The sequence below is a fragment of the Mangrovimonas sp. DI 80 genome, from assembly GCF_001975575.1.
In the GTDB taxonomy this organism is placed as follows: Bacteria; Bacteroidota; Bacteroidia; order Flavobacteriales; family Flavobacteriaceae; genus Mangrovimonas_A; species Mangrovimonas_A xylaniphaga.
The window spans coordinates 68,531-94,024 of sequence record NZ_MSDT01000001.1; the positions used below are offsets into that span (position 1 = coordinate 68,531).

Consider the following 25,494-nt stretch of genomic DNA (forward strand, 5'->3'; position numbering starts at 1 on the left):
ATTCCCCAGGACCATGACACGAACAGTATCAGGAAGTTTCCACCAAAAAATTAACCCAATGGACCTGTTGGATCCATTGAAAAACAGCATTGACACATGAAAATAGAAAACACAAAAGCACAGATGCGTAAAGGTGTCCTTGAATACTGCATACTCTCCATTCTAAAAGATGACGATGCTTATGTTGCAGAAATTTTGGATACACTAAAAGACGCAAAAATGCTTGTGGTAGAAGGCACCATATACCCCCTACTAACAAGATTAAAGAATGCCGGGCTTCTCAATTACCGTTGGGAAGAATCCACCTCTGGACCTCCAAGAAAATATTACGGACTTACCGAAACCGGAAAGCTGTTTTTAAAAGAATTAAATACCACTTGGAGTGAATTGCAACACGCCGTAAACCTAGTAACAAGCCAAAAAAACAAACAAAATGAATAAAACAGTCAACATAAATTTAGCAGGTATATTTTTTCATATCGATGAAGATGCATACTTAAAACTGCAACGCTATCTTGAGGCTATCAAACGTTCATTTACCGACTCCCAAGGTCGCTCAGAAATCATTGCAGATATTGAAGCCCGCATTGCGGAACTGTTCAACGAACGTGTACAGCACGATAAACAAGTCATTGGCAACAAGGAAGTAGAGGAAGTCATCGCCATCATGGGGCAACCAGAGGATTATCTTGTAGATAACGAGATTTTTGAGGACGAACCAAAAACAAGCTACCAAAGCAAGTCTAGAACTTCAAAAAAACTGTATCGCGATACCGACAACTCTTATATAGGAGGTGTGTCTTCCGGTTTGGGACATTACTTAGGAGTGGATGCCATCTGGATTCGTTTGTTGTGGATTTTATTGGCTTTGGGCTCAGGAGGTACTTTCGTGTTCATTTATATCCTGTTTTGGGTATTGGTCCCGGAGGCCGTGACCACTGCTGAGAAACTCACAATGACCGGAGAGCCTGTAAACATCAGCAACATTGAAAAAAAAATTAAAGACGGATTTGAAAATGTCTCCCAAACGGTATCGGACACCGTAAAAAGTATCGATTTGCCCAAACAGGGCAACAGAATCAAATCGACATCCAAATCGTTCTTTGATACTATTGGGGACATTATCATGTTCTTCCTTAAAATATTTGCCAAGTTTATCGGTATCATATTAATCATTTTTGGAGCGATTTTACTCTTCGGGCTTATCATTAGCTTGTTCTCCCTTGGAGGTTCTAGCTTCTATAGCCCTTGGTGGATGGACTATCCTGAAGCACTCAACACTACAGGATTGCCACTATGGGTAGGCTCGGTACTGTTGTTCCTGTTGTTTGGGATTCCATTGTTTTTCATTTTCTATTTGGGATTGAAAATATTGATCAACAATCTTAAGTCTATAGGAAATGTGGCCAAATTCACCTTATTAGGATTGTGGTTATTGTCTCTAGTAAGCATCATTGTCATTGGAATTACTGAAGCATCTCATTTTGCTTTGGAAAATTCAGTCACTCAAACCGAAACCTTAGACCTTTCCAAAAAGGACACCTTGTCCATTAAAATGGTATCCAGCGAATTTGATAAGTACCGATATGGTATGCATAGAGAAGGTGGCTTTGAAATCAAGTATAACAATGAAGACCAAAAGGTTATTTTCTCAAAGAATGTGATGCTTAACATTCGTTCTACCTCAGACAGCATGGCCTATTTGCAAATTGTAAAAGAAGCCAAGGGTAGCGACTATATTGAAGCCCGAGAAACTGCCGAGAAAATAGATTATGAGTTTGAGCTTAAAAACAACCAGTTATTGCTGAGCAACTATTTGCATACGGATTATAAAAACAAATTTTCCGATCAAAACGTTACCGTGATTCTGTATTTACCAGAAGGTATGGTGTTCAATTTGCATGGCAATACGCGATCCTACTTAAGACACAATAGGAACAGTGACAATATTGCAACTTATGACGACACCTCTCACACTTTAAAAGTAATGGAAGACAACACCATTTGTTTGGACTGTGACGATGAAGAGTTTAAAGTAAAAGTGAATGTCAATGATGAAAATTCAGGACTTAACATTGACGAGGAAGGTGTTCGCTTTAAAAAGGACAGTATTCAAATTGAAATTAACAACGAAGGACTAAAGGCTAAAAAAGAAGATGTAAAGGTCAACATTTCAGATGAGGGCATTGAAATTACCTCAGACGACAACTAAGCTACAGTTCATCATTAAAAATCGACAACCCATACGTTTATAAAACCATTCATCAACAACAAATCATACATTTACACAAGCAATTATCAATCAAAAAACAATCAGTTATGACAACCTTATCCAAAATTATTATTGCAGCCCTGTTGGGAGCTCTAGCAAGCTCCTGCAACCTGGATTTTAAAATTTCTGGGATAAAGGGCAATGGAAACGTAACTACTGAACAACGCCAGGTAACCGGCGAGTATACAGAAATAAAAATCAGTAGAGGACTTGATGTTTACCTAACACAAAGTGACACACCTAGCATTTCGGTAGAAGCCGATGAAAATCTTCAAGATGTTATTGTAACGGAAGTTGATGGCGATGTCTTGAAGATTTACGCCAACCAAAACATTTCCAGTTCAGCCTCTAAAAAGGTGATGGTGAATTTTGATAAAGTATCCAGAATCAAAGCCACTAGCGGCAGCGATGTGCACGGCACCAATACCATTGAAGGCGACCATTTTGTATTGGAAACTTCCAGCGGCAGCGACATGGAGTTGGACATACAGGCCAAATCCATCGATTGTAGTTCTTCCAGCGGAAGCGAATTGGACCTATCCGGAAGTACTACCGATTTTATTGCATCCGCCAGCAGCGGTAGCGATATTGATGCCGAAAACCTAAGCACCGAATCCTCGCACGTCAAAGCATCCAGTGGTGCTGGGATCAAGGTAAACACTTCCAAGGAACTCATTGCAACGGCCACCAGTGGCGGCGATGTAACCTACTATGGCAATCCAGAAAAGATTGAAAAAAGCGATAACGTTTCGGGAAGTATCAAAAAGCACTAGATAGCATAATAAACACCATCAAGCCAATCATTTTGAAAACCATTTCAAGCTCATTTTAGAGTTTGGGATGGTTTTTGTATATATTTGCTTAACGAACCTTAAATAAACCTAATGAGCAAAATCCTTTTAACGTTATGTATCGGCATAGGTTTTATTCTAACGGCCTCTGGCCAAAGCGACGATAAAATAAAAGGTGACAGGAATGTAACCATCAAGCAAACCTACATTGATGCATTCAACAAAATTATAGTTGCCGAGGACTTTTCAGTCGAAATCATCTATAACTCAAAGCCCTCCGTAGAAATTGAAACCGACGATAACCTACACGAAATCATTCTTTTTGAAGTAAAGGACAGCACGTTGGTCTTCAGCTCTTCAAAAAAAATTACCTCCTCCAAGAAAATGCACATTACGGTCAATTATAGTCATGACCTGAAATATATTGAAGTGAAGGACGATGGCGAAGTAAGGTCTCTCACTTCTTTGGAATTAAAAAACACCTCTCTAAAAACTTCTGGTTCTGCCCGTGCCTATCTCAACATTAATGCAACTAATTTTGAGTTTTCAAGCCATGACAAATCCAAGGTGAAATTGAATGTTTCTGCAGATAGCTCCAAGATTATCTTAAACGACAACAGCAAAACCGAAGCCTTGATCAACAGCAAATATGTAAAATTGGACATGTACCAGCGTGCGGATGCCAATATTGAAGGGGCTTCAAAATCCTGTTTAATTCGCACTGATAACTCGTCAAGTTTTGAAGGAAAAGAGTTTACGGTTAAAACCTGTAATCTGGTAAGCGACCTCAGCAGTTATGTGGCCATTGGTGTTGAAGAAAATGTCACTATAGACGCCGCCGGAAATTCTGAAATATACCTGTACCACGAACCGCAAATAACCATCAACAAATTTACGGGAACGGCCAAACTTCAAAAAAAAGAAACTAATTAAATTCTATAATTATACTACACAAATGAGAAAATTAACCCCTTTAGTTTTTCTTCTGCTTGCAATGTTTGCTTGTAAAGAAGAAGACAAAAAACAAGAGGCGTCTTCCAATGTCAAAGAGGAAGCTCAAGCCTTTTTGGATGACTATTCCAAAACCTACAAAAAATTGTATTATGATTCTTCCAAAGCAGAATGGGCTGCCAATACCCACATTGTAGCAGGTGACACCACCAACGCTTACAACGTACAAAAAGCCAATGAAGCATATGCTAAATTCACAGGAAGCACGGAAGTTATTGAAAAAACAAAACAGTTTTTAGAGCATAAAGACGAATTGGACATCGTGCAGGTACGTCAATTGAACACCATTCTTTACGGTGCAGGAAACAACCCTGAAACTGTTTCGGATATTGTATCCAAAAGAATTGCTGCTCAAAATGCACAAAGTGAAACCCTTTATGGTTTCGATTTTCAAGTGGATGGGAAATCAATAACTACGGGAGATATTGATAAAGTTTTAAGAGAATCTTCCAACGAAACAGAGCGTCTTAAAAATTGGGAAGCCTCAAAAGCAGTTGGAAAAGATCTAAAAGACGGCTTGGAAAACTTACGTCAATTGCGCAACCAAACGGTACAGGCTTTAGGTTATGACGATTACTTTAGTTACCAAGTTTCTGAATACGGAATGAACCGCCAGGAAATGCTTGCAGAAATGAACAAAATGGTGAAGGAAGTTTGGCCTTTATACCGCGAACTGCACACTTGGGCTCGTTACGAATTGGCTAAAAAATATAATGCCGAAGTACCTGAGTACATTCCTGCCCACTGGTTGCCTAACCGTTGGGGACAAGACTGGAGTCCATTGGTAAATGTTGAAGGGTTGGATATTGACGCTGCCTTGGCTGACAAAGATCCGGAGTGGATTGTAAAAGAAGGAGAAAACTTTTATGTGAGCATTGGTTTCGATCCGCTTCCAGCGAGTTTCTACGAAAAATCAAGCATGTACCCACTACCGCCTGATGCTGATTACAAAAAGAACAACCACGCTTCTGCATGGCACATGGATCTTGAAAACGATTTGCGTTGTTTGATGAGTGTAGAGCCTACTGCAGATTACTATGAAACCATTCACCATGAATTAGGTCATATTTACTACTACCAAGCCTATACCAATCCAAATGTACCACCATTATTACGTGCTGGAGCCAATAGAGGGTACCACGAAGCCATTGGAAGTTTATTAGGTTTGGCTGCAATGCAAAAGCCTTTCTTGGCCAGTAAAGGTCTAGTTGACGAAAGTGTAAAAATTGATGAGACTCAAAACCTATTAAAAGAAGCCTTGAACTATGTTGTGTTTTTACCATTCTCTGCAGGTGTGATGAGTGAGTTTGAAAACGCTTTGTATGCAGAAAACTTACCAAAAGACCAATACAATGCAAAATGGTGGGAATTGGCTAAAAAATACCAAGGTATGGTACCTCCATCAGAAAGAGGTGAAGAATTCTGTGATGCTGCATCAAAAACCCATATCAATGATGATGCGGCACAATATTATGACTATGCCATCTCATACATTTTATTGTTCCAGTTCCACGATCACATTGCTAAAAACATCTTACATCAAGATCCACACGCTACAAACTATTTTGGAAGTAAAGACGTGGGAACCTTCTTAAAAGGAGTGTTGGAAACTGGAGCTAACAATGATTGGAGAGAACTTTTAAAATCAAGCGTAGGAAGCGAAATGAGTGCAAAACCTATGTTGGATTACTTTGCGCCATTAATGGACTATTTAAAAGCACAGAACGAAGGAAGAACTTATACGTTACCAGAAACCATCTAAGTTTTAAAAAATAGATATAAAAAATCCGAAGCAGTTACGCCTCGGATTTTTTTGTTGTAGTTTCTGTAGTTTTAGTTGTAGTTTATGCTTTCTAGTTGATATCCCCTTGTATGTAAACCGATACCGGGATATAACCTTTTCCGTCAACAAATTCTGCATCCGGAACTTCAATTTTAAATGAGTGTGTCCCTTGAGAAACTTCTCCCAATTCATAACTTCTAATTGGAATGACATCTCCAGGACACCAGTTGTTCCAAGAAATCCATTGCGCTTCTGTTCTTGGTGAACTACCATAAATTCCGTTACCTTGAGTGTTATATTCACGATAAGGCTCACAAGATTTACCTCCTGGCTTATACATATCTAATTGGGTATTATCAAAATATATAAAATGCTCTCTTCTTACATACTCTTCACCTCCAGAATTAGCTCCGTGATTAGAAGTTATCAAATGTATTTTGGCATTGCTTAAATTTGCTTCAACATCAAAGGTAAATGTCTTGGTCGTTTCTCCAATAACATCTGTTCCATTGGAGTTATAGTTATTCACACGCGCACTAGATGCAATTGGCTCTAAATGTTGTGCCACATGCTCATAGGTTTTATCACTAGAAATAAACTTTAAAGTTCCTAAGAAGGTGTCAATTCTTCCCGCACATCCTGACACTTCTTTTTGAGCCGCAGAAGACACACCAAACACATATAATTCAATCCAAAAATCATAAGTACTGCTAATTACTGGGTCATTGAATAACAAGGCTAAATTGCCAACTTCAAATTCGTAAGGCACCTCTGTAGGCTGATAGTTTTTATTCATAAAAGGAGTAATGAAACGACCTATTTCAATACGCTCTTCTACAATATCCGTACTGAATTCGGAACCACTTGGCACCAAATTTAAATATACACCTCCAATTCTATCGTAGTTATCACACAAAGCACCAATAGTCACTTGCATAGATAGCTCATCACTAAATGATTCAATCGCTTCGGCACTTAATTTAGTTACATTTGAAGCATTACTTTTTCTAATAACTCCCGCAGGTACCGGTTCACTTACAGTTCCTTGGTAACCATCGTAAAATACCACCTCATCAAAAACAGTTACTTCGGTTGACTGATACGTTACTTCCAAAGTCAACAGATCAGTTTCCAAAAGTGCTCCTTCATGCATATAGGTAGCCTTTACTTCATAAGTACCTATTTCTTCCGGAGTATATTCGTTAAAGGAAATTTCTTCTCCATTAATATAGTAAGTGGCCTCAGACGTTACATCTAGACCGTTATTTCCTGTTACAATAAACGAAAAGGTATCACCTATTTCGATAATTTCAGATGCTGCACTAATTTCGATAGAAGTTAAAAGCATTTCTGTTACAGCAAAAGTAACAGTATTACTGGTAAGATTAGAACCGTTTAAAGCAAATGTTGCCCTAGCAGTGTACTGTCCCTCCGCTTCCGGAGTAAATACATTTGATTGTAAAATAGTATTGTTCACCAAATATGTGGCATTCCCCGTCACGTTTTGGTTTTCATGTGTCATTACTTCAAAAGTAATGCTTTCTCCTAAAGGAATAGATTCTGCATTGGTAGATAAGGTAATTGCTGGACTTTCTGATTTCGTTCCATCATCATCGCTACAAGAAAGTGTTATAAAAAACACTGCTAACAAACTAGCTAAAAGTAATTTTGAGTATTGCTTCATAATATTAATTAGGGTTAATAAAGCCGCTAATTTAGAAAATAATACCTAAGCCCAAAGTTTTAACATGCCTTTAACCTATAATTAATTAAGAATTGCAAAATTTTAAATATACCCTAATCAAATTCAAAATTCCACATAAAAAAATCCGAAGTGCAAACTTCGGATTTTATATTATTGAAGAAAAATTTTCTTTATGCTTCTACAGGTGCTTCTTTGGCTGCCAAATAACGCTCAGCATCCAAGGCCGCCATACATCCAGTGCCAGCTGCCGTAATAGCTTGTCTGTACACATGATCTGCAGCATCTCCACTAACAAATACACCCTCAACATTGGTTTTTGAAGTACCAGGTTTGTTGATAATATACCCTGTTTTATCCAAATCTAAATACTCCTTAAAAATATCTGTATTCGGTTTATGACCAATGGCTACAAAGAAGCCGGTAGCAGGAATGGTTTTAACTTCTCCTGTAACATTGTCTTTAACTTTTACACCCGTTACTACTTGTCCGTCTCCCAATACTTCCTCTGTTTCTGTATTGAATAGTATCTCTATATTCTTGGTGTTTTTAACTCTATTGGCCATGATTTTTGAAGCGCGGAATACATCTCTTCTTACCAACATCGTTACTTTTGAACACAATTTGGATAGATAATGAGCTTCTTCACAAGCCGAGTCTCCTGCCCCTACAATCACTACCTCTTGATTTCTATAGAAGAATCCATCACATACGGCACAGGCAGAAACCCCGCCGCCTAACTTCAAATATTTTTGTTCAGAAACCAATCCCAAATATTTTGCAGAGGCTCCTGTAGAGATAATTACAGAATCACAGTGGATTTCCTTATGGTCATTTACCCATACTCTGTGTACATCACCAGAAAAATCAACTCTGGTAACCCAACCATCTCTAATATCGGTTCCAAAACGGCTTGCTTGCTTTTGAAGCTCCATCATCATTTCTGGCCCTGTGATTCCTTCTGGATACCCTGGAAAATTCTCTACTTCATTGGTGGTGGTTAACTGCCCCCCTGGTTGGGTTCCTTGGTACAATACCGGTGCCATGTTAGCTCTAGCTGCATATATAGCTGCAGTATATCCTGCAGGTCCCGAACCTATGATAAGGCATTTTACTTTTTCAATTGTATCTGACATAATTTCTCTGATTTAATCTTAACAAAAGTAGAACTTTTACACAAAAACTTACATGGAAGTTATTAAAAGTTATTATACATCAATAGGAGACGTTTATTGGTCACTATAAACCACAAAAAACCCCGAAACATCCTTGCTTAACAAAATGTTCGGGGTAGATTTGTTTCAGAACTATTTGAGCTGTTTAAAACAACTTTTTAAACAATAAATAAGCACCATATTTTCCTACGGAATTTAACACTAACTGCATCCAATTGGAAGGTCGCAAATCTTCCTTCAAGCCTCCTTTAACGCCTTTCAGTTCTTCCAAAGCAATCTTCCGTTCCAAATCCAACCGCTTTAAGTCGTGCTCTATTTCTGCAAACGAACTATACTTTTTCATAAAAATCAATTAAAGAATTTATGTGACATGGTCTGTATCACTTTTTTGTTGATAAGATGTCTAAGCAGGTACACCAAAAGGGCCAATAGCAAAAAGAAACCACCAACTATGGTAGTGGACAAAGCATAGTCGTCCAAGACTCTCCCTAAGGCGATGGCAGCGGCAATAGCAAAAAAGAAAAAACCAATTAATATAAAACTGCCTATTAAAAGGGCCTTGCCCAATAAGCTCATAGAAATGGTGAGCTGTTCAAAGACCTTTAATTTGGCATATTCCTTGGATTTGATCAAAAATACTTCGCCCGAATCTACGGCTTTGGATGATGCTTCATTTAATGACTCAAACAAATTCATACTAGGCTTTTTGATATTTCTTGTTTTGAGCTTTTAGGTCCGCCAATTTTTTCTCCAAAACAGAAATAACGTCCTCCGCTTTTACACTGGCTTCTTTAACCAAGCTTTCCAAATTAGAACCAAGCGAGTCCTTATCATGGCTCATAAAACTTGAAACCTTATCTTTTAAATCGTGTGCCTTAGAACTGGCTTTATCCTTTAAATCATGTGCGGTACTGTTAAACTTGTCTGCTGCCGACATGGCTTCATCCGCGATACGTTGTCTTGTAACACTACCCTTTTCTGGTGCAAAAAGAATTCCTAAAGTAGCGCCAACCGCGGTTCCTACCAAAAGTCCGAAAATTGAATTACTGTTGCTCATAATACTATTTTTTTTATGGATTAATATTTTCAGTGCTTGCTACTAATCGAATGGAAACTTCAAAATAAACATTTTGTAGTTCACTCACTAAAATTAACGCTAAAAGCTTAATTAACAATGACTAAACAAAATTATTTTTGTGAATTTCAAAAAAAATGGCCAATCAAAATTGATTGGCCATTTTATAGTAAGGTTCAGAAAAATTAACTCGTAAAATACGATAGAATAGCGACCACAATGACAACTAAAAGTACAGAAAGTACAATGTCGATTGTAGCATAACTACCTTTTGAAGCAGCTTTATCTTCAGCTGTCAAGGTTCCAAAAGAAAGACCACTGATTTTCTCATAATTTGGAGCCCCAGTAGCCAAACTTACAGTGACACATAAAATCACTGAGAAAATAAACATGAAGATAGCCATATGGGCAAAATTGATAGAGGCAAAACTAAACATAATGCTATCTACCGTTTCCCCCGAAGCAATTTGTGGCTGATAATAAATTTCAGATCCCAAACGCAAAATCAACAACACCAATCCCGTCATTAAAGTTGTAATGGCCGCTTGCGAGTTGACACGTTTCCAAATAATCCCCAGAAGGAATACTGCAGTTACAGGAGGCGCAATATACGACTGTACATTTTGAAGGTATTGGTACATCACTCCCCCTCCAATTTTTTCCATAATAGGAATCCAGATAATGCCCAATATTACAATAAAACCGGTTGCTACTTTACCTATCGTAAGCAATTCACGTTCACTTTTTTGTGGTTTCAACTTCTTGTAAATATCTATGGTGAAAATCGTCGAGCAAGAATTGAATACCGATGCCAACGAACTCATAAGCGCCGCCATCAATCCTCCTGCAACCAAACCTTTCAATCCAACAGGCAACAAGGTTTTCACCAACATTGGAAATGCTCTATCGGCTTTTTCTACACCGAACATTTCTGGATTCTGAATAGTCAAGGCAAAAGCGATGATACCGGGAATCAAGAAAATCAAGATAGGCAACAACTTTAAATAGGCTCCAAAAATGGCACCTCTTCTACCAATTTTAATATTATGGGCTGCCAATGTACGCTGCACGATATATTGATCCGTACACCAATACCAAACCCCTACAACGGTCCCCCCAAATAACATCCCTGTCCAAGGAAAATCAGGGTCACTAATTGGACGCCACATGTTGAAATGATCTGGGCTCACCGCCGTAACAGTTTCCCTCAATTGCGACCACCCGCCTACTTCCTGCATTCCTAAATAGGTAATGATCATTGATCCCAAAATCAAAATAACCGTTTGAAGCGTTTCCGTATAAATTACGGCCTTCATCCCTCCCACTACGGTATAAATTCCAGTGAAAATGACAATGCCAATAGCGCCATACCAAAAAGGGATTCCCAATAATTCAGAAACCACAATTCCTCCGGCGTAAATGGTAACAGATACCTTAGTCAAAACATAAGCCAACAATGAAAAAACCGACAAGAACCATCTGGAGCGACTATCAAATCGTTTTTCCAAAAATTCGGGCATGGTAAAAGCACCACTTCTAATGTAAAATGGTAAAAACAACCATCCTAAAAGCAGTACAATCCACGCATGCAATTCATAATGCGCCATTGGAGTGCCCGATTCAAAACCCGTCCCCGCCAATCCAACAACGTGCTCCGATCCAATATTAGAAGCAAAAATAGAGGCTCCAATAACGAACCAGCCCACATTACGGCCTGCCAAAAAGTAATCTTCTGTGTTTTTATTCTTTTGAAGTACAACCCATACCGCCACGGCAATAAGGGCCAAAAAATAGAGTCCCAAAACCCACCAGTCGGCGGTTTGCAAAACTGTTTCCATAAATAGTAGTTTAGTTATTAGGTATTATAATTTTTACTGTTGTAAGGTAAGACTTATATTTAAAATTTAATTGATTTTTTAATGACCATAAGAAGTTTTGGAACTAACCTTTTCGATAATCCTTATATCTTTAAAAATGACATATATCCGTTTTAAATGTATTGGCTAATAATGTTTTCAAACAACTCCTGTTTACCACTTTGCAATGGAATTTCGCCACCTTCCGCAGCGATTTCATACAAATCTGACAAGTCCAACTTTCCTTTTTCAAACTCTTTACCCTTTCCTGAATCGAAAGAACTGTAACGCTGTTTTCTTAAGGAATCATAACCAGAATAGGAAATGATTTTGTCTGCTGTAATCAAAGCTCTGGCAAACGTATCGGCACCTCCAATATGTGCCAAAAAGATGTCTTCCATATCGGTAGAATTACGACGGATTTTAGCATCAAAATTAACACCGCCCCCCTGCAAACCACCTGCCTTTAAAAACACTAACATGGCTTCGGTGACTTCTTGTATGTTGTTAGGAAATTGATCGGTGTCCCAACCATTTTGGTAATCGCCCCTGTTGGCATCGATACTGCCCAACATTCCAGCTCTGGCAGCCACTTCCAATTCATGCTGAAAAGTGTGCTGTGCCAAGGTAGCATGGTTGACTTCTACATTGATTTTAAAATCGCGTTCCAAGCCATATTCCTTTAAAAACCCAATGGCGGTAGCTGTGTCAAAATCATACTGGTGCTTTGTAGGTTCCATAGGTTTAGGCTCAATGAAAAAAGTGCCTTTAAAACCTTGCTTTCTGGCATAATCGCGAGCCATAGTTAAAAACTGGGCCAAATGGTTCAACTCCCTTGCCATATCGGTATTCAATAAGGACATATAACCCTCTCGACCACCCCAAAACACATAGTTTTCACCGTTTAAGGCAATGGTCGCATCTATGGCTAATTTCACCTGTCCTCCTGCTCTTGCCAACACTTTAAAATCTGGATTGGTAGCTGCACCATTCATATACCTAGGGTGTGTGAAGCAATTGGAGGTTCCCCAAAGCAACTTTTTACCATGGAATTTCTGCTTGCTCTTGATATAATCCACAATAGTACTCAAGCGCTTTTCCGATTCTGCAAAAGTTGGAGCTTCCTGAACCAAATCAAAATCGTGCATACAGTAATAATCAAAGCCAATTTTGTCAAGAAACTCAAACGCAGCATCGGCCTTATCTTTGGCCGCCTGAATGGGATCTGAAGACTGATCCCAAGGAAAATTCTGGGTGCCCACTCCAAAAGGATCGGCACCTTGGCCACAGAACGTATGCCAATACGCTACGGCAAACTTAAAATGCTCCCGCATGGTTTTTCCTGCCACTATCCTATTGGGGTCATAATATTTAAATGCCAATGGATTATGGGACAAATTCCCCTCATACTCGATATGTTTGATGCCTTTGAAATATTCTTTAGTTGCCATTTTAGTTATATTTAGTCAAGATTATGATGTTTAAATTTTATGAATATTAGCTTACAAATTGCTTAAATACCTTCGCCTCAAATCCTGCTCCCATAATTGAAACGCCTCTGTATATGGGCCTTTATCTTTAACCGGCCCATAGGTGCAGACTTTTTCATTATCAGAAAAAACGTCTTCCAAACTTTTAAAATCGCCCATACTTACTCCTGCCGCCCTTGCAGCTCCAATGGCCCCAGTAGTATCCAAAATGTCTATTTCGGAATCAATAAGGGTTGCCAAAGTGGTTGCGAATATTCCAGATCGGAATAGGTTGTCGTTGCCTGCCCTAATATTGGACACCTTTACCCCATCACCCTTCATAATATTGACTCCGTACACAAACGAAAAGGCAATGCCCTCCAAAGCAGCCCTAAAAAGATGCTCAGAATGATGTTTATTAAAATTTAGGTTGAATATAGACGCCCCGTCATTACTGTTGTTCATCATGCGCTCTACACCATTTCCAAATGGAATTACCCGCAAACCATCAGATCCAATAGGAACGTTTGCCGCCATGGCGTTCATCTGTTCATAGTTTTCACCTTTTAGAACATGTTCCTTCATCCAACTGTATTGAATCCCTGCGCCATTTATATTGAGAAGTTTGCCAATAATAGATTGTTCCTTGGTATAATTTACATGAGCAAAATTGTTGATACGAAGACTTTCTTGAGTGCTTTTATTGTCAGTTACAGCATACACGACTCCCGAAGTGCCTCCGGTAGCGGCAATTTCACCAGGTCTCAAAACATTTAAAGACAAGGCATTGTTAGGTTGGTCGCCTGCACGATATAGCACTGGAATGCCACTAGGCAACCCTGTAAGCTTTGCCGCCGATTTGGTCACGGATCCCTGAACAGAAAAGGTAGGCACCATGTTAGGAATCAAACCAGTATCAATTCCCATATAATCAAACAACCAATTCGCAGGGGTATTGGTCTTGAAATCCCACATAATCCCTTCGGAAAGTCCAGAAATGGTAGTAGTAGCTTCTCCAGTTAATTTGAGGGCAATAAAATCGCCAGGCAATAAAAACTTATGTACTTTTTCATAAAGCGAAGGTTCATTGTCCTTCACCCATTTGAGTTTGGATAAGGTGAAATTCCCTGGAGAATTCAAAAGATGCGTCATGCACTTTTCTTCTCCCAGATCTTGAAACACCTTATTTCCAATCACAGCAGCTCTACTATCACACCAAATAATGGAGGGTCGTAAAACCTCGAAATCCTTATCCACCAAAACCAAACCGTGCATTTGATAGGCAATACCCACTCCCTTTATTCTAACTTTGGAAACACCTGTGTCCTTGATTAATTTTTGTGTCAAGATACCCAGATATTCCCACCAAAGATTAGGGTCCTGTTCGGCCCAACCCGCTCTGGAAGACATGATTTCCATCTCCTTGTCTGGGTATTGAGCTAGTCCCAAAACCTTACCAGAAGCGGCATTCACCAATGCGGCTTTTATTGATGAACTTCCTAAATCGTATCCTATATAATACATCTTGTGATTAGTTAATAACAGTGATTTTCAAAAATGATTGCTGGAAGCGTACATTGCCAACATGCCCCCAACAAATCCCTTGGCTACTTTGGTACTCAATAATGAGGCATCCACATTTGCTTTCAGCAAGCGCCAATCCTCATCTTTATGTTGTTTATAATAGAAATCGTAATATTTAGTTCGTCCTACAATTTTCACCCAAAGGTTTTGACTGTGTTCCTCCAAAGCTTTGGAGGCCAAAATCTCTAACGAATCGCCAAAACTTTGCTCTAAGAATACCTCTGAGTTTCCCTGATCAGTCAAACGTTTACCTATAAATAAATAATGTTTTTCATTTTGAAAGGCCACCAACCCAGCAGCACCTGTTGATTGAGAAGGCACAAATGAAAATTTGGTAGCCACCTCAAAACTGGCATGTTGTTGTCGTCTCCCAATAAAGGAAAACTTGGTTTCCTCATGCATATTTTCATCTTGTGGCGTTACCAGTAATTGACCATTTTCCAAAGTGTACCATTGCGAATTGGGTGTTCTAAGGAAATTCCAAATCCCACCTAATGTCTTTGACGTAAAGTCATCTCTAGACACAAAGTTTCCGGTGGTTGGAGGAATCTGTTCTGTATTTAAAGCTAATTCGGGTCTTCTATGTATTAGGGGATGCGGTTCATTGCCCTGTTCAAAAACAGGCCAACCGTTAGCCTCCCATTTCAAAGGCAGCATAAAGGTTTCCCTTCCTGTGTTATAAAAGTCGCCACCGTAAGGCCGACACCCTAAATATACGCCCCACCAATCGCCATTGGGCAATTCCACAAAATCGGCATGACCTGTTGTGGTAATTTGGTTGGGACGCTCTTTAGGCAAATGCCTTTGGGTCAATATCGGGTTGTTTTCATAACTGGTATATGGACCGTAAATATGCTTGCTTCTAAACACCACTTCGGAATGGTTATAGCCCGTTCCCCCTTCGGCACAAAACAAATAATAGTAGCCATCCTTTTTGAAAATATGCGGAGCCTCAATCCAAATAGGCTCCTTGGCCATGTCAGTGCCTCCATCAACCAATAGTTTTTGTTTGGAGACTATTTTTTGTGTTTTCAAATTATATTCCCAAGTATAAATAGCTCTATGCCCATTGTGTTTGGAAATATTTCTTGGCGGTGGACCATTATGGGTAATGTAGACTTTGCCATCATCATCAAAAAACAAATCGGGATCGATACCATCTATTTCGGGCAACCAAATAGGTTCGGACCAACCTTCCTCAGGGTTTATACTGGTCACTATAAAATTCCCTTTGGAACTTACATTGGTGCATATCACATAAAAAGTTCCTTGGTGGTATCTAATAGTAGGTGCAAAAAGCCCTCTGGACACTCCCCCGTTAAAATCTGCTTGTGATTTTCTAGTAATGACATGGCCAATCTGCTTCCAATTAACCAAATCACTACTCTTAAAAATGGGCAATCCAGGAAAATAGGAAAATGACGAAGTCACCAAGTAATAAGTGTCTTCGGCCCTACAAATGCTGGGGTCTGGATAAAACCCTGCCAATATTGGATTTACATATTCATTTTGAGTTGGATGGTTACTATCAAACATGGCATCCTGTCCTTGATATTCAAACCAATCAAAGGCGACTTCTTCATTATACGCAATCGGTTGCTTTAAATTGGAAAAAAATTTGGCATTGGAAACCAATACCAAACCCAAACTTATAAGCGCCACAAAAAGAATAAATTGATTTTTTAAAACTTTCATAACCCGAATCAAGGATGTGAGCAAAAATTATTTCTTGACAATTTACAAAAGTTTTACATAAAAATTAACAATTAAATAATTTTTATCCGTCTAATTTTCGTATTACTAATTTTTAAGCTAAAAAAATTCAACAATCGGTAATTTGTTAAAAAAGATTATTTTTGTAGGTACGCACAATCCTCATCCATGACACAAAAAAAGGACATTACCATCTATGATATTGCCAAGGCCCTCAATTTATCAACTTCCACGATTTCCAGAGCCTTAAAAAACCATCATAGCATTAGTAAAAAAACCATTGCAAAAGTAAAGCAAGCGGCTCAGGAAATGGGCTATTCCCCCAACATCATTGCGGCCAGTTTACGAAACAACAAGACCTATACTATCGGGGTTCTTATTTCAAGAATCAACCGTCCTTTTATTTCAGCCCTAATTAGTGGTATTGAAGAACGGGCCCAAAAATCTGGATTCAACGTGATTATCACCCAGTCCAACGATTCCTATGAAAACGAGATCAACATGGCCCAGGCCCTATATAACAGTAGGGTAAGTGGAGTCATTTGTTCCTTGGCCATGGAAACTAGGGATACCTCCCATTTTAAACAATTTCTGGATAAAAATATCCCCATCGTATTTGTGGATCGTGTGCCTAAGGACATTGAAACCTATAGAGTGATGATTGACAATTACTCGGCAGCCTACAAGGCCACAAAACACTTAATTGAACAAGGTTGTAAACGTATTGCCCACTTTGCGGGGTCACAATACATGAATATTTATAGCGAGCGAAAACGAGGCTACATGGATGCCTTAAAGGATTACAATTTGGAAGTGAATGAAGACCTTATCATCCCATTCAGCACTTTAAGTTATGAGGAAGGGGAAAAGGCCACAAAAAAATTGCTTACAATGGATAATCCACCAGATGGCATCTTCTCTTCAAACGATACTACAGGGGTGAGCGCCATTCAAATAGCCAAACGTCTTAATGTGAAGGTTCCTGAAGAATTGGCGGTAATCGGGTTTAATGACGACCCTATTGCATCCATCATCGATCCTGGACTGTCAACCGTAACGCATCCCGCATTTAAAATGGGCCAAACCTCTGCAGAAAAAATAGTGAAACATCTTAAAAATGCTTTGGACGATGATATTACAGAAATCACCTTCCTAAATACCGAAGTGGTGGTTAGACAATCATCCAAACGTCATTAAAAAAGTCATTTTTCCGTTTTGGATTATCGAACTTCTACAGTGGTTTCAGCCATTTTGGAAGCACCTAAAACAACACTCCTCTTCATAGGGCTTGAACCTCCAATATAGATTTTAAAGATCCCAGGTTCTATAAGTCGTTCCCCTTTGTCGTTAACCATTTTAAAGGCTTTTGGCTCTAGTTCAAAAGTTATTGTTTTGCTTTCTCCTGCTTTAAAATGACTTCTTTTTACCCCTTGCAACTGAAAATTGGGTATTTCAAAGCTCGCTTCCATATCGGCCACATATAACTGTATGACTTCATCGGAATCGACTTTACCCGAATTGGTAACCTCAACCGATACAGTTACGGTATCTTTGGAAGTAATGGTTTTTGAAGACAACTTTGGACTGCCATAAGTAAATGAAGTATAGGACAACCCAAAACCGAAGGGATACAAGGGTTCTTTTTCCATGTATTTATAGGTGCGCCCTTTCATAGTATAATCTTCATAGGCAGGCAGCTGTTCGTAGGATTTGGGAAAGGTAATTGGTAAACGCCCCGAAGGCGACACCTTTCCGAAGATAATATCCGCAATGGCATTGCCGCCTTCTTCCCCCGGATACCATACAAACAACACCGCATCCGACAAAGCTTCAACTTCAGCCAAGTCAATGGGACTACCACCGGTAACCACTGTGATGATAGGACGCTCTCCTGCTTCCTTTCGTAATTTTCTCAAAAACTCCAATTGGTTTTCCGGCAAACCATATTCAAAACGGTCCCCAAGAGTGGCTGAAGCTATAGACTCTCCTTCCTCTCCTTCCAAAAGTCCTGAAATTCCTAAAACCGCAATGGTAGCATCACTTTTCCCTGCATTTGGAGTAGTCCAATCTTGTGGATTGGAATTGGGGCGGTCCAACATAATTCCCATTCTGTACTGCAATTGACTGGCATGGTCTACTGCTCCTGCAATGCCTTCCAAAACGGTGACCAATTTTGGATTCACACCAAAGTAATTCCCTAATAAAATATCAGAATTGGCAGCATTGGGCCCCGTTACAAAATAACGCGCCAGGTCATTCTTTAAGGGCAAAGCGCCATTGTTCTTCAGCATGACAATCCCCTTTTGGGCCACTTCCCTCGCCAAAGCACGATGCTCATCACTATCCACAACATCTATTGGGATATCATCATAATGATGACTCCCAGACGGATCAAAAAGTCCCAATTTAAATCGAGTTTTCAACAAAGTGGCTAATTCCCTATCAACTTCAGCCTCCGTTAAAAGCCCTTGTTTTACTGCTTCAGGAATACCTTCCAAATACGTACTGCCACAATTTAAACTCACTCTATTTTTTACCGCCAAAGCCGAAGCTTGAGCAGCTGTTTCCACAGTGCCATGCCCTCCTTTATCAGATGGTGTGTAAAAATCAACGATGGCCCAACAATCACTCAACACATGCCCCTTAAATCCCCATTTGTTTAAAAGCACATCCGAGATCAAGTAGGTATTGGCACAGCAAGGAGCGCCATTGGTACTGTTATAGGCGCACATCACAGATTCCACATCGGCCTGTACCAAGGCCTCAAAAGCAGGCAAATAAGTTTCCCATAAATCCTTTGGATTGGCTTCGGCATCAAACTCATGACGCAACTTTTCCGGTCCACTATGCACTGCATAGTGTTTGGCACATGCAGCCGTTTTTAAATAGTTGGGATTATCTCCCTGTAGCCCCTTTACAAAAGCAGTCCCTAAACGAGACGTCAAATAGGGATCTTCTCCATAGGTCTCCTGTCCTCTGCCCCATCTGGGATCCCTAAAAATATTGATGTTGGGCGTCCAAAAGGTCAATCCGCTGTATCGTTTATAATACCCTTTAGCTTTGGCCGCATTGTGCATGGCTCTGGCTTCATCAGAAATGGCCGAGGAAACCCTTAAGGCCAATTCCTCATCAAAAGTTGCTCCCAAACCGATAGCCTGCGGAAATACTGTGGCTACTCCAGAACGCCCCACGCCATGCAATGCTTCATTCCACCAACTGTATGGCGGTATGCCCAATCGTTCGATGGCATTGGTGTTGTGCATCATTTGGTCGGCCTTCTCTTCCAATGTCAATCTTGAAATCAAATCCTGTACCCGTTCTTCCAAAGATAAAGACGGATTATAAAACGGATAATCAAATTCTTGGTGGGATTCTGCTAAAGCAATGTCTTCTGAAGGAACTGAGGAGTCTTTAGAATTTACATTCTTTTGGCACGCAATAATCATCAAAAGAACCATTGCAAAACCTAATAAAGTAGAAAGGGATTTCTGCCTATGAAATAAAAACCACATAATATTATGAAATTGATAACAAAACCAAATATCAATTAAAAAAACAATAAATGCAAACGATTGCATTTATTGTTTTGACAATAGCATTATTTTTGTTTATTTTACACTTAATTCCATTTTTAGAGGTTTTATGGCTTCAAAAATGGGGTGTAAAATAATTCTTGTTCCTATGCCTAGATGCTTAAAATGGCTTTTCTCTTTTAGTCTCATTTTGCTCTTCCAAAGTGCGACCTACGCAACCGATGGCTATAAACTGTGGTTGGACTATAAGACGATTTCAGATAACTCGCTTTTAAAAGAATACCAATCATTACTTGGAGGTATTCAATTTTACGGAAACTCTGAAACCATTGAGAAAGCTAGCAGGGAAATCCAACAGGGAATTTCTGGCCTATTGGGAATGGATTCCGAAAAACTACATGGAAAATATAGGCTCGTTATTGGCTCCTATAGCAACTTACCAAAAGACATAGCCCATCAGTTTTCAAAAGAGTTGGAATACCTCAACAAAGAAGGCTATGTGATAAAATCAATTTCCAATTCCATCGTAATAACAGCAAAAACCGATATAGGCGTTTTATATGGAACCTTTAACTTTATAAAAAGGCTCCAAACCCATCAATCCATTGAAAACCTAAATATAACTGACAGTCCTAAAATAGACATCCGGATTTTAAACCATTGGGACAATTTGGACAGAACTGTTGAACGCGGCTATGCAGGGTTTTCACTTTGGAACTGGCACCAACTACCAGAATATAAAGATCCTCGTTACGAAGATTATGCTAGAGCCAATGCCTCTATAGGCATCAATGGCACCGTGCTCACCAATGTCAATTCCAATGCCTTGGTGCTTACCCCTCAATATTTGGAAAAAGTGAAAGCCTTGGCGGATATTTTCCGTCCTTATGGCTTAAAAGTATACTTGACGGCGAGATTCTCTGCCCCTATGGAAATCGGCGGACTTAAAACTGCCGACCCTTTGGATACCGATGTCAAAAACTGGTGGAAAAATAAGGTAGAAGAAATTTACACTTATATTCCTGATTTTGGAGGTTTCTTGGTAAAGGCCAATTCCGAAGGGCAACCGGGTCCTCAAAACTATGGTCGCAACCATGTGGATGGTGCAAACATGATGGCGGAAGCTCTAGCGCCTTTTAATGGTGTGGTGATGTGGCGTGCCTTTGTGTATTCGGAACACGATGCCACCGACAGGGCCAAACAGGCTTACAATGAGTTTGTGCCCCATGATGGCCAATTCAAGGACAATGTCATCATTCAAGTGAAAAATGGACCTATCGACTTTCAGCCTAGGGAGCCCTTCCACCCTATGTTTGGTGCCATGCCCAATACCAATCTGATGATTGAATTTCAAATCACCCAAGAATATATGGGTGGCGCTACCCATCTAGTCTATCAACCCAAATTATTTGAAGAGGTCTTTGAAGCAGACACCTACCGAAAAGGAAAAGGGTCTACCGTTGCAAAAGTGATTGATGGCAGCCTGCACAACAAAAAAATTACGGGGGTTGCCGGAGTTTCCAACATCGGAACCGATCGTAATTGGACCGGCCACCATTTTCTACAGGCCAATTGGTATGGTTTTGGCCGCTTGGCATGGGATCCGTATTTAAATTCCGAAGACATTGCCAAGGAATGGGTAAAAATGACCCTTTCCAATAAAGAACCATTTGTTGAAAAGGTATCTGCCATGATGATAAAATCCAGGGAAGCGGTAGTTAATTATATGACACCACTTGGTTTACATCATATTATGGCTACCGGTCATCACTATGGTCCTGGACCATGGGTAAGCGACCTTTCCAGACCCGAATGGAACCCAGTTTATTACCATAAAGCAGATAACAACGGTGTTGGTTTTGATCGCACACCTACTGGAAGCAATGCTACAGCGCAGTATGCACCTGAAGTGGCCGCCATGTTCAATAATTTAGAAACCTGCCCCGAAGAGGATTTACTATGGTTCCACCATGTGCCATGGAACTATAAGCTCAAAAATGGCCACATACTATGGGACGGATTAGCCCTTAAATACCAGGAAGGCGTCAATGAAGTAGCACAAATGCAAGCCACTTGGAACCAATTGGAAAACGAGGTGGACACACAACGCTTCAACGAAGTAAAAATGCTATTGAACATACAATACAAGGAAGCCAAATGGTGGCGAGATGCCTGCCTATTGTATTTTCAACAATTTTCAAAAATGGAGCTTCCAAAAGGAGTTGAAGCTCCTGCACACACATTACAATATTATCAAAATTTACAATTTCCGTATGCCCCAGGCATACGGCCACAATGGTAACGTTTAAACGTTTAAATGACAAGAAGAACACATGAGTAAAATAGCAATTGTAACAGGAGGAAATTCGGGTTTGGGCTTTGCCACCGCAAAAAAATTATGCGACAACGGGATTGTTACCTACATAATAGGACGCTCGGAAGACAAAACCAACAATGCCTGTAAAGAAATAGGTCCGAATGCCGTGCCAGTCATCTTTGACTTGAATAATTTAGAAGGCATTCCAGACATGATTCAGGATATAGCGGGTGATGAAAATATAAACATTTTGGTCAATAATGCAGGGATCAACCTCAAAAAACCTTTTGAAGACGTCTCGGATGAAGAATTTGCAAACATCATTCACACCAATGTATTAAGTGTATTTGCCGTGAGCAGAGAGGTGGTTAAAATTATGAAACAGCACCAAGGCGGAAGCATTATCAATATCAGCTCCATGGCATCTCAATATGGGATTCCAAAAGTAATTGCCTATACGGCCAGTAAAGGAGCCATAGAAGCCATGACCAGATCTATGGCCGTGGATTTGGCGCAATATGGCATTCGGGTGAACTGTATTGCCCCTGGCTTTATTAAAACCAAAATGTCTGCCAAAGCTTTGGACGATGATCCAGAACGCAAAAACAAGGTATTGGGTAGAACACCTATGGGAATTTTGGGAGAACCTTCCAACATTGCAGATGCCGTGTACTTTTTCGCCTTAAATGAAGCCAGCTTTGTTACAGGAACCGTACTTCCTGTAGATGGCGGTAACAGTATTGGATTTTAATTGGAAAGGCCATGATACAAATGCAACAAACAATGAGATGGTTTGGCCCAAACGATACTATCGGGCTCAAAGACCTTAAGGAATGTGGCATCACAGGGATTGTAAGTGCTCTGCACCATATTCCAGTGGGGGACGTTTGGGAAATTGAGGACATCCAAAAACACCAACAAACCATTGCGAACGCAGGACTGGAATGGACCGTCATAGAGAGTCTTCCCGTACACGAGGACATCAAACGTCGTGCGGGCAACTATCAAACCTATATTGAAAACTATAAAGAAAGTCTTAAAAATATTGCCCATTGTGGCATTAAAATAATTACCTACAATTTCATGCCCATTTTGGATTGGGTAAGGACGCATCATAGCTTTACAAATCCTGATGGCACCAAGGCCCTAATGTACAACCCTAAGGCTTTTATCTATTTTGATGTATTTCTATTGAAACGCCCTGGGGCAAAAGACGACTATACCGAAGTACAAAAAGCCGATGCCTTAGCCTACGGGGAACAGCTTTCACAACAAGACAAAGCAACCTTGTTCAGAAATGTACTTTTGGGACTTCCGGGAAGCAAAAAGAATTTTACAGCAGAAGAAATTCTGTCCCTTTTGGATAATTACAAAGGCATTGACGACGATGCCTTACGAAGTAACCTCATTCATTTCCTTGAAGAAGTAGCTCCAGTAGCTGAATCCTTGGATTTGAAATTAGCGATCCATCCAGACGACCCGCCTTTTTCGGTATTGGGATTGCCAAGGGTCATGTGTACCTCCAAAGATGTGCAAGCAATTTTTGATGCGGTGCCTCTTAAAACGAATGGTCTGTGTTACTGCACGGGATCCTTTGGAGCCCATCCAGACAACGATTTATTGCAAATGATAGACGATTTTGGAGATCGCATCCATTTCTTGCATTTGCGCAATGTTACAAGGGAAAAAGAAGGTATCTTTAGGGAATCAGAACACCTTTACGGAAACAATCCAATTGCACAAATTATGGAACGTCTCATAATTCTAATGCAAGAACGACAAACCAGTCTCCCCATGCGGCCAGACCATGGCTTTTTACATTCCATTGAAGAAGGAAAGGAACAATACCCCGGCTATTCATTAGTGGGCAGATTAAAAGGATTAGCGGAATTGCGTGGTTTGGAACTTGGTACCATTCATCAACTGTCCAAAACTTAAAATATAACAGAAGTGCGTTACTGTTACAAAAAAGCACAATGGGAATATGCCGAACCACCATTTAAATTTTGAAGTAGGCAAAACTTAAAAAAAATATAGATGAAGAAGATTTTCAAACTCCTTATCTGTGTGCTCATCGTTTCCTGTAGTAGCGATGATGGTGGGAACAGTCCTATTGTAGGCGGTCCTTCCAACCCCAACCCAAACCCTAGCACTCCGGACTATTTACAAGACCAGGTAAATTTTCCAATAGGAAATACAGTATCAGCGGCCGAACTTGCTTCTAGTTCAGCAACCAATACCGCCTTTAAGGAGGTGTTGCTCAACGATTATAACAGCATCACGGCAGGCAATGACATGAAGATGTACAATATGTATATGGGTCCCGACAGCTACGATTGGAGTGATGGCGATGCCATTGTAGCCTATGCCAAAGACAACGATTTAAGGGTTCATGGACACACTTTACTGTGGCATCCAGAATATGCCATTCCAAATTGGTTGGAAAATTTCTCTGGAACCGATGCCGAATTTGAAACTCTTATAAAAGATTACATTCAGGCCGCCGTAGCCCATTTTGCGAATGCTTTGGATGATGATGGCAATCCTATCGTACAAAGTTGGGATGTGGTAAATGAAGGATACGATGGTGGCGCTTTGCGCTCCACTCTATTTCAACAGCGTATTGGAGATGATTATATAGCCAAAGCCTTTCAATGGGCTAGAGAAGCTGACCCTGATGTAAAATTGTTTTACAACGATTATAACATTGCTGGAACTCCTGCAAAAAGAGCAGCCATCCTGAACATGGTTAGCGAATTCCAAAACAATGGCACTCCTATTGATGGTATTGGGATGCAAATGCACCTCAACCACGATTGGCCTACCAGCGATCTGCCATTGGCTATTCAGGAAATTGCCAACACTGGGCTTTTAGTTCATGTTTCGGAATTGGATGTTAAAGTGAATTATGCCGATGACCTTACTGAATTGACGGCGGAAAGAGCAGCTCTTCAATCTGATCAATACCAACGCGTATCCTATTACTATAAGACTATGGTTCCTACCAACCAGCAATTTGGAATCACGGTTTGGGGCGTAAGGGATGTTGACAGTTGGCTGTACGACAATGGTACCGAATGGCCCTTAATGTATGATGCTGACTTTGAACCCAAACCAGCCTACGACGGCTTTAAAGATGGTTTAAACGGAACGAACGTTCCGTAAAAAAACTAAGTATTAAAAAAGCCTGCAAGTGATGCAGGCTTTTTTATT

Annotated in this window: 20 protein-coding genes; 10 read left to right on the forward strand and 10 right to left on the reverse strand. The window is 40.0% G+C overall.

Annotated features, from left to right (window positions below):
• The first annotated feature begins 96 nt into the window (after positions 1–96).
• From BKM32_RS00345 to BKM32_RS00365, 5 genes are all read left to right on the forward strand, one after another.
• Positions 97–441, forward strand: coding sequence for a PadR family transcriptional regulator (locus BKM32_RS00345; protein ID WP_053975447.1), 345 nt, complete (start codon positions 97–99; stop codon positions 439–441).
• Positions 434–2,212 (forward strand): PspC domain-containing protein, encoded by a 1,779-nt coding sequence (locus tag BKM32_RS00350; RefSeq protein ID WP_076661987.1) that lies wholly within the window; start codon positions 434–436, stop codon positions 2,210–2,212. Before BKM32_RS00345 ends, BKM32_RS00350 begins: the two co-directional genes overlap by 8 nt.
• A 107-nt stretch (positions 2,213–2,319) precedes the next feature.
• The gene (locus BKM32_RS00355; protein ID WP_053975449.1) at positions 2,320–3,045 is read left to right on the forward strand and encodes a head GIN domain-containing protein; all 726 of its coding nucleotides are present in this window, start codon (positions 2,320–2,322) and stop codon (positions 3,043–3,045) included.
• Positions 3,046–3,156: 111 nt separating this feature from the next.
• Complete coding sequence (locus tag BKM32_RS00360; RefSeq protein ID WP_076661989.1) at positions 3,157–3,996, forward strand: GIN domain-containing protein; 840 nt, start codon at positions 3,157–3,159, stop codon at positions 3,994–3,996.
• Positions 3,997–4,018: 22 nt separating this feature from the next.
• Entirely contained in the window at positions 4,019–5,836 is a 1,818-nt protein-coding gene (locus BKM32_RS00365) for a M2 family metallopeptidase (protein WP_076661991.1), read from the forward strand.
• 91 nt (positions 5,837–5,927) lie between these two features.
• Here the strand turns inward: BKM32_RS00365 and BKM32_RS00370 are convergent, their stop codons facing one another.
• The 9 genes from BKM32_RS00370 to BKM32_RS00410 form a co-directional block, all read right to left on the reverse strand.
• Positions 5,928–7,541 carry a peptide-N-glycosidase F-related protein gene (locus tag BKM32_RS00370; protein WP_216349588.1) on the reverse strand — a complete coding sequence of 538 codons (1,614 nt, stop codon included), beginning with the start codon at positions 7,539–7,541 and terminating at the stop codon, positions 5,928–5,930.
• Positions 7,542–7,732: 191 nt separating this feature from the next.
• Positions 7,733–8,695 (reverse strand): thioredoxin-disulfide reductase, encoded by a 963-nt coding sequence (gene trxB, locus BKM32_RS00375; RefSeq protein WP_076661993.1) that lies wholly within the window; start codon positions 8,693–8,695, stop codon positions 7,733–7,735.
• Positions 8,696–8,879: 184 nt separating this feature from the next.
• Positions 8,880–9,077, reverse strand: a complete 198-nt coding sequence (locus BKM32_RS00380) for a DUF6327 family protein (protein ID WP_053975453.1) — start codon at positions 9,075–9,077, stop codon at positions 8,880–8,882.
• A 5-nt stretch (positions 9,078–9,082) separates the two neighbouring features.
• Positions 9,083–9,430 (reverse strand): hypothetical protein, encoded by a 348-nt coding sequence (locus BKM32_RS00385; RefSeq protein ID WP_053975454.1) that lies wholly within the window; start codon positions 9,428–9,430, stop codon positions 9,083–9,085.
• 1 nt (position 9,431) lies between these two features.
• On the reverse strand, positions 9,432–9,791 hold the full coding sequence (locus BKM32_RS00390; protein WP_053975455.1) for a YtxH domain-containing protein: 360 nt from the start codon (positions 9,789–9,791) through the stop codon (positions 9,432–9,434).
• A gap of 203 nt (positions 9,792–9,994) precedes the next feature.
• Positions 9,995–11,647: a sodium:solute symporter gene (locus tag BKM32_RS00395; protein WP_076661995.1), complete on the reverse strand. Its 1,653-nt coding sequence runs from the start codon at positions 11,645–11,647 to the stop codon at positions 9,995–9,997.
• A gap of 152 nt (positions 11,648–11,799) precedes the next feature.
• Positions 11,800–13,116 carry a xylose isomerase gene (gene xylA / locus BKM32_RS00400; RefSeq protein ID WP_076661997.1) on the reverse strand — a complete coding sequence of 439 codons (1,317 nt, stop codon included), beginning with the start codon at positions 13,114–13,116 and terminating at the stop codon, positions 11,800–11,802.
• A 51-nt stretch (positions 13,117–13,167) separates the two neighbouring features.
• On the reverse strand, positions 13,168–14,658 hold the full coding sequence (locus BKM32_RS00405) for a xylulokinase (protein WP_076661999.1): 1,491 nt from the start codon (positions 14,656–14,658) through the stop codon (positions 13,168–13,170).
• Between the two features lie 27 nt (positions 14,659–14,685).
• Entirely contained in the window at positions 14,686–16,413 is a 1,728-nt protein-coding gene (locus BKM32_RS00410; protein ID WP_076662001.1) for a glycoside hydrolase family 43 protein, read from the reverse strand.
• 186 nt (positions 16,414–16,599) lie between these two features.
• On the opposite strand from BKM32_RS00410, the gene BKM32_RS00415 reads away from it, so the two are divergent.
• Entirely contained in the window at positions 16,600–17,628 is a 1,029-nt protein-coding gene (locus BKM32_RS00415) for a LacI family DNA-binding transcriptional regulator (RefSeq protein WP_053975459.1), read from the forward strand.
• A gap of 23 nt (positions 17,629–17,651) precedes the next feature.
• Here BKM32_RS00415 and BKM32_RS00420 read toward each other — a convergent pair whose 3' ends face one another.
• Positions 17,652–19,877: a glycoside hydrolase family 3 C-terminal domain-containing protein gene (locus tag BKM32_RS00420; protein WP_083702051.1), complete on the reverse strand. Its 2,226-nt coding sequence runs from the start codon at positions 19,875–19,877 to the stop codon at positions 17,652–17,654.
• A 235-nt stretch (positions 19,878–20,112) separates the two neighbouring features.
• Between BKM32_RS00420 and BKM32_RS00425 the strand changes: the two genes are divergently transcribed.
• The 4 genes from BKM32_RS00425 (at position 20,113) to BKM32_RS00440 (ending at position 25,446) form a co-directional block, all read left to right on the forward strand.
• A complete protein-coding gene (locus BKM32_RS00425; protein WP_076662110.1) occupies positions 20,113–22,266 on the forward strand; it encodes an alpha-glucuronidase family glycosyl hydrolase in 2,154 nt (717 codons plus the stop codon).
• A 31-nt stretch (positions 22,267–22,297) separates the two neighbouring features.
• Positions 22,298–23,032, forward strand: coding sequence for an SDR family NAD(P)-dependent oxidoreductase (locus BKM32_RS00430; protein ID WP_076662003.1), 735 nt, complete (start codon positions 22,298–22,300; stop codon positions 23,030–23,032).
• Between the two features lie 20 nt (positions 23,033–23,052).
• The gene (uxuA, locus tag BKM32_RS00435; protein ID WP_216349590.1) at positions 23,053–24,219 is read left to right on the forward strand and encodes a mannonate dehydratase; all 1,167 of its coding nucleotides are present in this window, start codon (positions 23,053–23,055) and stop codon (positions 24,217–24,219) included.
• A gap of 99 nt (positions 24,220–24,318) precedes the next feature.
• On the forward strand, positions 24,319–25,446 hold the full coding sequence (locus BKM32_RS00440) for an endo-1,4-beta-xylanase (protein ID WP_076662007.1): 1,128 nt from the start codon (positions 24,319–24,321) through the stop codon (positions 25,444–25,446).
• Positions 25,447–25,494 lie beyond the last annotated feature (48 nt).